Consider the following 13,494-nt stretch of genomic DNA (forward strand, 5'->3'; position numbering starts at 1 on the left):
TCTCATTAACATAAGAAAATAGTAACGTGCTTTTAACTTCAAAAATAGTCTAAATCCTTAAGTTGATGGATGTGTGGCGGTACCCCATCACCATCAAGCTAAGAAAAGCAAATACCCGAAAATGAGAAAATTGACGTCTCCAGATTAAAACGTACAATTTTCTCGTTTTGGGGGTATTTTAAAATTTCAACTTGATGATGGGGTATGCCCTACTAAACATAAAGTTCGATTCTCTTTTTATCACTTTTTTTAAAAGTACTCGCTGCAATTGTTTTTCCTATTTTTAATTTTTACTAAACAAAGATAACATTATAGCTTTAACTCTTTAAACACTTTGTTACCTGTATACTAATTTTAGTAAGATATTCCTCCTTATTATTAGTTCTTAATGGATTGTAGAAGTAATCTTCATAGGCATTTCCTTCAATAACATAGCCCTCTGATTTGATAAATTCCGTGATATTGTGGTATGCGGATTCAATATCTTTATAAGATCCTTGGTGATAATATATGACATAAATTCCTCCTGGTTTTGATTGACCTGTTTCTAAATCACTATAACAAAATAAGTGATCTACCTCCTCATATCTTTCTTGAATCAGGCTCTCTCTTGTTATCACAGATCCAATAGGAGCAGGAACAAACAAGCCTATTTGCTTGCTAAAATGTTTTACCCAATCGAAATCGGTCATGCTATTTTTCGAATTTACATCGCTTAAGAAAATAGATTTTTTCTGTGTCTTTTGGATATAAACCTTCCCAACTTCAACGTTTTTTCTTTCTTCTTCCATTGAAATAATACCCTTAAAGAAACGACGAATTTGAATTAATTTCTCAATTTCTTCTTCCACCAGAACTGTCTGCTGTTTTGCCATTTCAACAAGTTTGTAAGTGTTGGGAGAATTAAGATATTCTTTTAGTTCCTCAATCGAAACTCCCACTTTCCGAAGAGATTGGAGTGTTGAGAATGTATTAATTTGATCGTAGGTATAATATCGATAACCATTGGGAAGTTTACCGGCAGGTTTAAAAAGATTGATTCTATCATAATAAAACAAGGTGTCTTTTTTCACCCCAAAATAACTAGCAAATTCTCCTGTACTTAAGGTTTTAAGGTTTTTTCTCTCCAAGTTAAAAACTCCTCTTGACTATAGACTAACTCCACACTTCATACTAGCATAAGCAAACGCATGTTAATACAGGAGGTTTTTATTATGGATTATTTTCACCCCCTCGTCTGGCAGCTGCTCGGTGGTACGACCTTCGCCCGCACAGCTAGCTTTATGACGATACCATTTTTAGCACTTTATTTACAAAATGATTTACATGCCTCACCAATTATGATTGGTTTAGCAGTCGGTATTTCACAATTGACTGCGACATTTGGTGGCTTCTTCGGTGGTTTCTTTACTGACCGGTTTGGCCGAAAAAAAATTATCATCATATCGATGTTCTGTTGGAGTATAGTCTTTTATGGCTTTGCATTCGCAAACTCTGTTTGGATATTCGTTCTATGCAATGCTCTCAACGGTATCTGTCGTGCATTTTTTGAACCAGCTTCACAAGCTTTGATGATTGACTATACTGACGAAGATAGGCGTCGTCGCCTATTTTCAATTCGATATACTGCCATCAATTTATCAGCTGTGATCGGCCTTTTGCTCGGTATTGTCATTTCAAAAGCATCATCAATAAGTTTTCCATTCCTTATTACTGCAACGATGTACTTATTGTATGCGATTTTCTTAGTCATCACTTTACGACGTATAGAGGAGCAGAATACGGTCAATGTTACGCAAGATATTGGCGACTTGATGCGTGTTCTTTTACAAGATAGCACACTTATGTTGCTCATTATTGCGAGTGTTATTTGCAATTTCGTATATATGCAAACAGAGGCAACAATGCCACAATTGCTTAATTTAACTATGGCAGACGGAGTAGCATTATATTCAGTTCTAATTGTGATTAATGCTGCAACAATCGTAATTCTTCAATTGCCACTCGGCATTTTAAGCGAAAAAGTAGCAATCAAAACAAGTCTTATTTTCGGGGGCGGACTATTAGCACTTGGTATGTTAATCTTCCACTTCGCTGATAATTGGACACTTTTTATTGTCGGTATGGTTGTGTTCTCACTTGGTGAAATTTTTGTTTTCCCAATGACGAGTGCTATAGTCGAAATGATTGCACCCGCGCATCAAAAAGCAACATATCTTGGTTTTATGCAATTTCAAAACTTAGGTGGCTTCTTAGGCCCAGTGCTTGGTGGCTGGTTGATTATCCATTTTGCACCACAATTGTATTTGGTGATGGTTAGCCTATGCTTAGTAGTTATTATTTGCTACATAGCAGCTTTACGTGGCAAATCATTTCGAATGTCTTAATACAAATAAAAACTGTGACTACATGAGGTACGGTCACATTACCATAAAGCTAAGGTTTCACACTATTCATTAAGCAAAAAAGACGTTATTCTTACTGTAGAATTATAGGAAAGGATGGCGTTTTTTGTATGTCTAATTCTGTATCTGACGACTTACAATTATTTGCACAGGAGATAAAGAGTCTTTTATCCCCAAATACCTTACAGAATCTAGCTAGAGATGTTGGATTTGTACAGCGAACAAGTAAGTATCAAGCACAAGAGTTAGTAGCTTTATGCGTATGGCTAAGCCAAAGTGTAGCAAAAACTTCCTTAACCCAGTTATGTAGTTGTTTAGAAGTATCAACAGAAGTACTCATCAGTCCTGAAGGACTAAATCAAAGATTTAACGCCGCAGCCGTCCAGTTTCTACAACAAGTTTTAGCCAAACTTCTAAACCAAAAGTTATCTTCAGCTAAGCTAATTTCTTCTCCATATACTTCTATTTTCAAGCGTATTCGTATCTTAGATTCAACTGCATTTCAACTCCCGGATGTATTTTCATCGGTTTATCCAGGTGCAGGAGGATGCAGCCATACAGCTGGGATAAAAATTCAGCTTGAGTATGATTTGTTAAGCGGACAGTTCCTACATATTCATACAGGTCCAGGTAAACAACATGATCGCACTTACGGCTCTCTGTGTGCCCCAACTGTGGCAGCGAATGATTTATGTATCCGAGATTTAGGTTATTTTCATTTAAAAGACCTTCAATATATACAAGATCAAGAGGCCTACTATATTTCTCGTATCAAGTCGAATACACGTATTTATCAAAAAAATCCTAACCCTGATTATTTTCAAGATGGAAGAATTAAGAAAGGTACAGAGTATATACAGTTAGATATGGAGACGGTAATGAACTCCCTTCAGCCAGGACAAACATGGGAAATAGCTAATGCTTATGTAGGAATGATTGATAAAGTGTCAGCTCGTGTAATTGTCCATCGATTAACAAAACAACAGCAACAAAAACGATTACAAGATCAAGCTGTAAGAGAAAAAAAGAAAGGAATGAAGTATTCTCCTCGTAGTAAACGACTCAGTGGTATCAATGTATATATGACAAACACTTCTACAGATATTGTCCCGATGGGACAGGTACATGACTGGTATTCTTTGCGTTGGCAAATCGAAATTTTATTTAAAACGTGGAAGTCATTCTTTCAAATCCATCATTGTAAAAAGATAAAATCAGAACGATTGGAGTGCCATTTATATGGCCAATTGATTGCCATTCTACTCTGTTCTTCTATCATGTTTCAAATGCGCCAATTGCTCCTCATGAAGAAAAAACGAGAGCTTAGTGAGTATAAAGCCATATATATGATTAAAGACTATTTTCTTCTTCTATTCCAAACTATACAAAAAAACACCCAAGAGCTATCAAAGGTGTTACTCCGCCTGTTCAATCTCCTACAGCAAAACGGGCGGAAATCTCATCGATATGAGAAAAAAACGGTCTTTGATATATTAGGTGTCGTTTACAATTGTACCATGTCTGATAATCAAGCCGCTTAATTCAAAAAAGTGAAACCCGTTAGGGTTTATTTCGTATGCAAATCTTTCAATCACCTACACTTGCCCTTTAGAAAAAGAAACAATCTCGCCTAAAATTGACTTTGCATAAGCTTAGCTTGATAGCGATGGGGTGCTACCCCTATAATAACTTTTTTCTTAAGAATATATTAAGAAATTTGGTCAGTATTTATTAAGAAATGCTATTTATAATTCAAAATGTCTCTTAAAGAACAAATAAAATTATATGCAAACGATATAATTTTATTATTTTTAGAATTTACATTTTCACCTCAAACATGTGAAATCAAAAAATAATAAAAAAATGGAGGAATATTGATTAATGAAAAAGATGGTGTTTTTTTGTAGTATTTTATTAATAATAGGAGCAGGATATTGTTTCTATCAGGCGTTGCCAAATATATTAATTGTATCTGGGGATCAACAACAAGTTGAAAAAGTAACGGAAGAATACAAATCCAAATTAGTTTCTTCTACACATTATAAAGAAAAAATTTTATGTCAAGGTAATGAAAAGCGATTATGTAATAACTCTACAAATTTAAGAGTATTGAATAAAACTACGGCAGAGAAATTAATAAAAGAAGAGATGTTACAAAAATTAACAGGTCCACGTGTTACAGAATCAATTCATTCTTTACCAACAGTAACAAAAGAAAAAGGTCTAGTGTATGGGCAAGATATTTCTGATGAGGCTATTAAAATTGGAAATCATGTAATTCCAGTAACAAAAGTAGAAGGTGAATTAGGCATTGGTGTAGGACAAGGACAAAAAATACAGTCTAAATTAATAATTGTTGATGATTCTATTTATAAAGATCTATTATTGCAAGAAAATACTTTTAGTGTATTGCGTTTTGATATTAAAAATATTTTGATGGGTAATATTCCTGATATAGGAGCTGTAGAAAAAACATATCCAGAGGTAGAGACAATCAGAGTAAAAGCTAATAAAAAGATTAACTATTAGGGGGGGAATATAAAGTTTTCAGCTCTTTCCAACACCACGCTGTTTACATCCAATAAAAAAGAAAATTGAAGGATTTCAATCTTCTTAAAAATAAAAGAACAGATGACAGATTACTATTCTAAGTCTTAATCAATTATAAGTAATTGTATATCAATATTTAATTTGTTTAAAATTTTCTCGATCTTTTTGTTTTATTTTTAAATTGTAATATAAATAATTCTTTTTAATATTATATATTTGTTTTTTCCTGTTGCAGAATCCTTATTATAAGGATTCCTTTTTTGTATCTAAAATTTACAAATAAAAAAAGATAAGATTGGAGAGGATGATCTTATCTTAAGCATAAGGGAAAAACAAGTGACACAAACCATCTTAATTTTTATGATATTATATTTTTTGTTAATTTTCGATATAAAATCCATATTTAACATCTATATCAATATCGAGAAATTTATTATAAAATTATCTATAAATGATTCAAAATCCAAAAGTTTACTTTCATTTCCCCATAAACATTAACTTTATACCGATCCCCCTGATATCCTCAAAAATAGAAACAAAGGTATACATTGGAAATACTAATAATAAAGAGGTTGTAATACCTGTAAACAAAAAACAAGCTAGAGTTAATCTAACTTGTTTGAATAAATTACATCAGCGTAAGCAGTACTCTCTTAGATACAAAAAAATAATTACAAATCCCTTATATGCTTTCTAATATCCGAAGCTACTTTAGTAGGGTCATTGATTTCAAAATAAACATATTTATATTTTTCATGTCCTTCTAATTCAATCATTACGAGTGGTACTCTATTTTCATAAGAAAGAAAATACCATTCATCAGCATATTTAAAACTACCTTCAAAAATGTTAAGTCCAGAAATTGAGGTTCCAGGCATACGGAGCATCCATTGTGGAGCATCAAAATGATCAACATATACATTCTTAATAGTATTATAAGGAATTTTTAATTTTAATTTTAAAGCAAAAAATCCTGTTACCCCACTTAACTTTAAAATTACACTTTCATTATCAAATAATACTTCTCTTCCCATGAACTCCCTCCTAACTTTGATTAATATATATTTTCTAAATTATACAATACCTACTTAATTACCATAACACCACTTATCAGTAGTCCATGTAATTAAAAGTAGTAAAGACACTAGCAAATAATAGACCTAATAAAAATTAGGTCTATTATTTTTATTTAATTCAAACTCTTCTTCATGTATTACTATACTTGTAATTCTCACTTTTTTTTAGTATGTGACTTAATTTAAGAATTCAAATTATAAATGGGGTGTACAGTGCGAAATTTCTACCCCTGAAAAAACGTTAATTTTCTTGTTTACAAACAAGAGGGCATAGGAGTAATATATTGTACATAAATTCATATCACTATTCGCTGAATCCATATGGAGCGGGGGAACCAAATTTTGTGCGATTGCACTCGGGGTGAATCCTTCTTAAATGAAGGTAGGGCTACTCTCAAGGCCCGAATCCGACAGCTAACCTCGTAAGCGTTTCGAGAGGGGATACTATGGTGACTTTTAAAAACACTGGGTGAACTTTGGTGTCTTTTTTTATACTCTTTTTCTGGAAAATAATTCAAAAAAGGATGAGGCACTTGAAAGAGACACCCATAAAAACGAAAAATCCACTTTTTTCTTTCCCTTCTAATTCCCAACCTTCTAAATTAAGAAGAGAATTAGGGATGAGACATTTAACAATGATTTCTATAGGCGGAAGCATTGGGACTGGGTTATTTATAGCAAGCGGGAATACGATTCATACAGCAGGACCTGGTGGATCAATTATAGCTTATTTGTTGATGGGGTGTATTGTTTACCTGTTGATGACTAGCTTGGGAGAGATGGCAGCGTATATGCCTACATCGGGTTCTTTTAGTACGTATGCTTCTAAATTTGTAGATCCTGCATTTGGTTTTGCAATTGGTTGGAATTACTGGTTTAGCTGGACTATTACTCTTGCAGTTGAAATTTCATCAGGAGCTATTCTTATGAAATATTGGTTTCCATACAGTCCATCTATTCTTTGGAGTGCGTTATTCATACTGTTTATGTTTGGAATTAATATTCTTTCAGTGAAACATTATGGAGAAATGGAGTTTTGGCTTTCACTTGTAAAAGTTATTACTATAGTCGTGTTTATTATGTTAGGAATAGCCACGATATTTGGAATTTTCAAAGGGGATCCTATTGGATTTCACAATCTAACAATTGGAGACGCACCGTTTCATGGAGGTTTTCTTTCTATTCTTAGTGTGTTTATGATTGCTGGATTTTCCTTTCAAGGTACAGAAATGGTCGGAATTGTAGCTGGAGAAAGTAAAGATCCTGAAAAGCATATTCCAAAAGCTGTGCGGCAAATCTTTTGGAGAATTCTTTTATTTTACATACTTACCATTTGCGTAATTGGAGTCATAGTTCCCTACACAGATCCGAATCTAGTTAACAATGACATTAGTAATATTACAATGAGTCCCTTCACACTAGTATTTGAAAAAATTGGCTTCGCATTTGCAGCTTCTATTATGAATGCAGTTATCTTGGTATCTGTTCTATCAGCTGGTAATTCTGGAATGTATGTTGCAACCCGAATGTTATGGATAATGGCAAAAGAAGGGAAAGCTCCAAATTTCTTGAAAAAAGTAAATAAACAAGGTGTTCCTATTAATGCTTTACTTATGACAACGACTGTGGCAATCGTAGCGTTTGCAGCTTCTTTATTTGGAGAAGGGCAAGCATTTATATGGCTTTTGAATGCTTCGGGACTTTGTGGATTTATTGCATGGTTAGGGATTGCTATAAGCCATTATCGTTTTCGTCAGGCTTTTTTACATCAACAAAAGAATTTAAATAAGCTCCCGTATCAAGCAAAGTGGTATCCTATCGGTCCTATTTTGGCATTTGTAATATGTACTATTATTATTTTAGGACAGAATTATTCAGTGTTTATAGGATCACATGTCGATTGGTATGAAGTACTTGCTACTTATATTGGATTACTGCTTTTTCTTGTATTTTGGTTCGGCTATAAAATTATAAAAAAAACAAAGGTGATTCCATTACAACAAGTCAATTTAGAGCATGATGATCATTAAGAATGGAAATTAAGGAGACAGAAATATGGAACTAGACATTCTACTCAGGTTACTTGTAGCAATACTTGTTGGAGCAATAATTGGATTAGAGCGTCAATGGCATAATTGCATTGCTGGATTACGTACAAATGTACTTGTTTCCGTTGGTGCTGCACTTTTTGTACTATTAAGTGTACTCACTCCAACTGATAATACCCCTACAAGAATAGCTTCTCAAATTGTAAGCGGGATTGGTTTTTTAGGTGCTGGAGTTATTATGAAAGATGGATTGACAGTTCGAGGACTGGATACAGCAGCAACCTTATGGTGTTCTGCTGCTGTAGGAACATTAGCAGGTAGTGGCTACTTACTTATAGCTATAACGGGAACCATTCTTATTGTCAGCATAAATAGTTTACTAAGACCTGTTTCAAAATGGGTTTCCGAAAAATCCGAAAAAGGTTTTAAATATTCCCAACAAGTTACCGCTCTCTCTTATAGAGTAAAACATAAACCGTCAGAGAAAAAAGATTGCTAAAGAGAAGCTAATTTTAAGAACGTTATCAATAATAATAAAAGAGACCTATTCTAGATGGCCAAATAGAGAAATAATTAGTGTGCAATTTATTCAATATTTGAACTGATGAAAAATAGTTTCTCCAAAGTAATAAAAGAATACGGAAGTACATTAAAAACAGCCCGGAGCTGTTTTGGTAGTCCAACCTTACAGTAGCTGTTTTATCTTTCTTCCAATATATAAAATAATTACTTAAGGCGTTTAGAAAGGTGGGAGCTTCATATCAAACAAATAGAATGTTTTACAGAACCATATTTTAAAACTGTTGGTGGACGAAAAAAGGCATATAGAGTGTTTGGTTACAAAGATGGGGAAAAAAATTTTTTTCCGATTACATTTAAAACATTGAAACAGGTAAGAACGTTTACCTACAAACATGCTCTCGAAAATCCTGGATGGTTAAATGCCAATGGTGATATTAGTGGAATATAATGTTAAAGTGGATAGAGATGAATATAAAAATGTCTGGCAAGATAATGTTATAGAAAATGTATATAAAAATTACACTGATTTTAATAATTGGTAGCAGTAATTCTTAAACTGCTATGATTCCAAATTAATTTTTTACAAAAAGCTATGAATAAATATAAAAGTATGAGGCAAGGAAATTCACTCATGTAGAGCAACAAGAAATCAAAACTGGAATTGATAAATAGATGACTTAAAATGTTTCAGAAATGAAACTAATTGAGTCATCTATTTTTTATTATGTAGGGAATGTTGTTGTTCGAAGTAACGAATATACGACTACAGATTGGTGACCCCATATCCATCAACTTAAGAATTTTATAACACCCTAGAATGAAAATTTTGTTTATTTTTTCGTTTTGGAGGTAGTTGCTTTTCTTAGCTTGCTGGCGATGGGGTACCGCCAGCATTTTTGAAAAACCCCACGCTAAGCAAAAAATATAATAAGCTGTCCATATGGACAGCTTATTTACATAATTATCGTTATCAAAAGTAAAATTTAACTCGAAAATAGCTAATTTTATCAATTGTTGAATGTCTGAAAAAAATCAAATCAATGATATTGTCGAGATCTTTTGGCAACTTCTTGCTGCGATGACTATCATAGTGACTTTTTCTCCAGCAACCACTATTAGTGGTTAATTACCATAAGGACTTATTTTTGAAATTTGCTATTTTTTAGAAAGTATGTTAATTTAAGAAAGACCTATTTTTGTTCAGTTTGAGATTAAGAATAAATTTTGTTTTTCGTCTAAGGTATTTGAGCAAGGGTAGTAACATATGTGTGGGTATCCACACTAGGAGGCAACAATTATGGAACAAGGTAAAGTAAAATGGTTTAATGCAGACAAAGGTTTTGGATTCATCGAGCGTGAAGGTGGAGAAGACGTATTCGTACATTTCTCAGCTATCCAAATCGACGGTTACAAATCTTTAGACGAAGGACAAAGTGTAACGTTTGAAGTAGAACAAGGACAACGTGGCCTACAAGCTACTAATGTTCAAAAAGCTTAATATTAGCTGATGAAAGACCCTCTTGTAGGGTCTTTTTTTGATTTTGTTACAATATTCTGAATGCAACTTTTTTAAGGGGATTTGGGGTGCTTAACTTTTAAAAAAAGAAGATGTTAGAAATCATAATTTTAGCATTGTGGGCTTTTTTTTAGTTATCTTGCAATTATATTAGGAATACCAAAAAACGGATTATATATAGTCGTAGAATTTCTAATCTTATTTGTTGGTGGACTTTTGATTGTGCATCTATTTCAAAATAAGAATGAAAATGGAAAATAATTTTGTTTGATTGTATATCTTATACAAGTCTAGTTAACATAACGTATCAGTCAAGCTACGCTTTACCGATACATACGAAAAAATAAACTGAAAAAGATGAATTTGCTTATATAAAGAATTACATTATAAAATAGTAAGAAGAATAGAAAGACAGGGAGAGGAAACCCATGTCCACAAAATTAGTAAATTTACGGATTGATTTCGCTTTTAAACAGTTATTCGGAACGAAGAGATTTTAACTGGATTTCTAAACGCGATTCTAGAAGAATCTTTAGATGTACCTATTGCATTTCTACAACTAGAAGATCCACCTCTTCATAAATCTTATGAAGATGATAAGTTATCCATATTAGACTTATTAGCAACGCTAGATAACGGAACACAAGTTAATATCGAAATTCAATTACGTAACACACATGATATGGTGAAGCGATCTTTATATTACTGGAGTAAACTCTATACATCCCAAATGCAAGAAGAGATGCCGTATCGTTCACTTCGAAAAACAATTACCATTAACTTATTAGATTTTATATTATTCCCCCGGGATGATTCATTTCACACCATAGGACAATTATGGAATCCCAAAAAGCAACAGATACTAAATGATGATATTGAAATTCATTTTGTAGAAATTCCAAAATTGGTCAGACAATGGCGTGAAGAAAAAGTAAATCCATGGGAAAATGCATTTGTTCGCTGGATGTTATTACTACCAGCACATGAAGATGAGCATTTAACTCAAACATTGGAGGAGATTGCAATGAATCAAGATCCAATTTTACAAAAGACCATGAATAAGTGGGAAAATATGAGCCATGACTCTTCTTTCCGAACAGCTTATGAAGCTCGTGAAAAGTTACTTCTAGATGAGCAAGCTAAGTTAGCACATGCTCGAGAAGAGGGCTTAGAGGAAGGTATTGAGAAAGGTAAAATTCAATTGATTCGTGGTATGCATAAGAATGGTATGCTATTAGAAGACATTTCAAAATTCATAGGTCTTAGTACAGAAGAGATGCGAAAACTACTACTATAATACGTACGATTACAAAGACTTTAATATAGTTTGTTTTACCTTTTTATAGTATCTAAAAAAGATCTTGTAGGGATTGCTACAAGTTCTTTTGGTTTTATTACTGCTTTATACCCTCGATAACTTAAGAGAGGGTTGAAGTTCTATGTGTACTTTATATCCCACAGGGTTCAGATAAAACGTTTATCAATGTTATTAAAGAGTTAGTAGGTGAATACTGTATATCTCACTACGTCTAGATAAAACCTAAAAATTCATAAAATTAAGCAAGTTGATCTCCGTGATTTAAAACCCATATAGCTCAGATGAAATCTCGAAATCTGTTGATGTGAGTGATGAAACGTTTGCCTTTAAATTTGGTTACATCCTAGCTAACTAAACCAGTACAACACTTTACCATATACCCAAACATATTTTTTATTTAAGAGATTGAAGAGCATGCGGCTGAACCCAAATGATTGTGAGAGTATCAAAATGTCCAAGTTTTATAGATTTCTTGTACTAGAACCACAAAAAGGTCCAATGCTAAGAGCATCGGACCCAAGGTTGCTTTTTCATCGGATATCTTCCAACTTCTTAATAATCATATTTGGTGTTGCCCACTCATCGCGATCGAAATCAGAAATAGATACTTCAATATTTAGACGTTCTTGGAATTCTACTAGTAAAGATACTGTACCAAAAGAATCAAGGATACCTTCTTCAAATAGTTGAACATCAGGATTTTCTTTTACAATATCATTTTCACATACTTCTTCTAAAATATCTAATACTTGATTTTTGAATTCTGTCATTAAAAAATCTCCTTTATATCCGAAATGTACTATTAGTAACTTCTTAGTTACAAGAATAGAAATTACTTATTAAAAATAATGATTTAGGTGACCAGAGAAAATTAGGAAACCGAAACATACGAAATGGAATGTAATCACAATTGCAAGGACATGCATGAACGTATTGTTGGGCCAAAATTTATGCTTCTTGTTTTTTCGTTCGAAAATATCAAATAAAATAAACAGAGCAATATGATATAGAGCATAAATAATATATTGAGCAATATCATGACCAGTAATGTGCCAAATTCCCATGACAAAAAAGTTTAAAAAGACGCCAATATATGAAATCATATAGCGATTTTTAATGAGCTTTTTCTTTGTTGCAAAAAAGACAAAGCGCATGTAAATAAAATCACGGAGCCAAAATGATAAGCTCATGTGCCAACGATTCCAGAAGTCTTTAATATTCCGACTGATAAACGGTTTATTAAAGTTTTCTGGTGTTTTAATACCCATCATATAACTGACACCAATTACGAATGAGCTATAACCTGCGAAGTCAAAGAATAGATATAAACTATAGCTATACATGTAAATCATATTTGACAAAATGGTGTTTTGATGAGCTAATGTTGCATCCATAATATTTTCTTTTATTAGGTAAGCAAGTATAAATTTATACAGAAAACCTTGAAAAATACGGTTAATACCCATGTATAGTAGATTTTGATATTCTTCAGCACTTGGTGGTTTTTGAATATCTTTTTGGAACCTGCGATACCGATCGATAGGTCCGGTTGAAATAGCAGGGAAGAACAAAATGAATTCCCAGAAATTAAAAAATGAACATTCTTTAATTAAGCCATCGCGAATTTCAAATACCATTTGTACCGCCCTGAATGTTACATAAGATATACCAGTAAAAACAATGAATTTTAATTCAGGTACAAATGGTGCAATTTTTGCCAAAATCAGTGGCAAAATCGACAAAATTACAGCCATGTAAAACATGAACGTATTATTATTTTGTTTTCTTAGTAGTAAATAGCCTTTAATAAGGACATATTGCCAAATAATAAATACTGCTAACAGCATTGCTTGATTTGGTTTATCCGAGAAGATAATAGCAAGCATAATTAGCGTTAGGACAGCATTATATTTGCGCAATATTTTACCCCTTAATCCAGCTACGATAGTAGGTATCAATAAAATACCAACTATAGCGAAAAAATAAAATGATCCATATGCGGTCATGCTGTAGCCTCACTTTATAATGTTTTGCAATCCTGTATTCCATATGGTGTTAT

10 protein-coding genes, 1 pseudogene and 1 riboswitch are annotated in these 13,494 nt (G+C 32.9%); of the genes and pseudogenes, 7 read left to right on the forward strand and 4 right to left on the reverse strand.

Annotated elements, in window-relative coordinates; translation table 11 throughout:
* Positions 1–317: 317 nt before the first annotated feature.
* Positions 318–1,130 carry a MerR family transcriptional regulator gene (locus JDS81_RS26360; RefSeq protein ID WP_000440177.1) on the reverse strand — a complete coding sequence of 271 codons (813 nt, stop codon included), beginning with the start codon at positions 1,128–1,130 and terminating at the stop codon, positions 318–320.
* An 84-nt stretch (positions 1,131–1,214) separates the two neighbouring features.
* Here JDS81_RS26360 and JDS81_RS26365 point away from each other — a divergent pair, with 84 nt between their 5' ends.
* The 3 genes from JDS81_RS26365 (at position 1,215) to JDS81_RS26375 (ending at position 4,934) form a co-directional block, all read left to right on the forward strand.
* Complete coding sequence (locus JDS81_RS26365; RefSeq protein WP_000384374.1) at positions 1,215–2,387, forward strand: MDR family MFS transporter; 1,173 nt, start codon at positions 1,215–1,217, stop codon at positions 2,385–2,387.
* A 128-nt stretch (positions 2,388–2,515) separates the two neighbouring features.
* On the forward strand, positions 2,516–3,946 hold the full coding sequence (locus JDS81_RS26370; protein ID WP_000072035.1) for an IS4 family transposase: 1,431 nt from the start codon (positions 2,516–2,518) through the stop codon (positions 3,944–3,946).
* Positions 3,947–4,286: 340 nt separating this feature from the next.
* The gene (locus tag JDS81_RS26375) at positions 4,287–4,934 is read left to right on the forward strand and encodes a lipoprotein BA_5634 family protein (protein WP_098134575.1); all 648 of its coding nucleotides are present in this window, start codon (positions 4,287–4,289) and stop codon (positions 4,932–4,934) included.
* A 692-nt stretch (positions 4,935–5,626) separates the two neighbouring features.
* On the opposite strand, the gene JDS81_RS26380 is transcribed toward JDS81_RS26375, so the two are convergent.
* Positions 5,627–5,989 (reverse strand): hypothetical protein, encoded by a 363-nt coding sequence (locus JDS81_RS26380; RefSeq protein ID WP_097954798.1) that lies wholly within the window; start codon positions 5,987–5,989, stop codon positions 5,627–5,629.
* A gap of 341 nt (positions 5,990–6,330) precedes the next feature.
* Positions 6,331–6,476: riboswitch (cyclic di-AMP (ydaO/yuaA leader) on the forward strand.
* Between the two features lie 88 nt (positions 6,477–6,564).
* On the opposite strand from JDS81_RS26380, the gene JDS81_RS26385 reads away from it, so the two are divergent.
* The 4 genes and pseudogenes from JDS81_RS26385 to JDS81_RS26400 all read left to right on the forward strand — a co-directional run bounded on the left by JDS81_RS26385 (position 6,565) and on the right by JDS81_RS26400 (position 11,414).
* Positions 6,565–8,061: an amino acid permease gene (locus JDS81_RS26385; protein ID WP_097954799.1), complete on the forward strand. Its 1,497-nt coding sequence runs from the start codon at positions 6,565–6,567 to the stop codon at positions 8,059–8,061.
* Between the two features lie 25 nt (positions 8,062–8,086).
* The gene (locus JDS81_RS26390) at positions 8,087–8,578 is read left to right on the forward strand and encodes an MgtC/SapB family protein (protein WP_000417877.1); all 492 of its coding nucleotides are present in this window, start codon (positions 8,087–8,089) and stop codon (positions 8,576–8,578) included.
* Between the two features lie 1,320 nt (positions 8,579–9,898).
* Entirely contained in the window at positions 9,899–10,099 is a 201-nt protein-coding gene (locus JDS81_RS26395) for a cold-shock protein (protein WP_000434817.1), read from the forward strand.
* 446 nt (positions 10,100–10,545) lie between these two features.
* Positions 10,546–11,414 (forward strand): annotated as a pseudogene (locus tag JDS81_RS26400) (Rpn family recombination-promoting nuclease/putative transposase).
* A 551-nt stretch (positions 11,415–11,965) separates the two neighbouring features.
* On the opposite strand, the gene dltC reads toward JDS81_RS26400, so the two are convergent.
* Positions 11,966–12,205: a D-alanine--poly(phosphoribitol) ligase subunit DltC gene (gene dltC, locus JDS81_RS26405; protein ID WP_000134285.1), complete on the reverse strand. Its 240-nt coding sequence runs from the start codon at positions 12,203–12,205 to the stop codon at positions 11,966–11,968.
* 69 nt (positions 12,206–12,274) lie between these two features.
* Positions 12,275–13,441, reverse strand: coding sequence for a D-alanyl-lipoteichoic acid biosynthesis protein DltB (gene dltB / locus JDS81_RS26410; protein ID WP_097954802.1), 1,167 nt, complete (start codon positions 13,439–13,441; stop codon positions 12,275–12,277).
* Positions 13,442–13,494: the final 53 nt, after the last annotated feature.

This window comes from Bacillus cereus group sp. N31 (assembly GCF_016483245.1).
In the GTDB taxonomy this organism is placed as follows: domain Bacteria; phylum Bacillota; class Bacilli; order Bacillales; family Bacillaceae_G; genus Bacillus_A; species Bacillus_A toyonensis.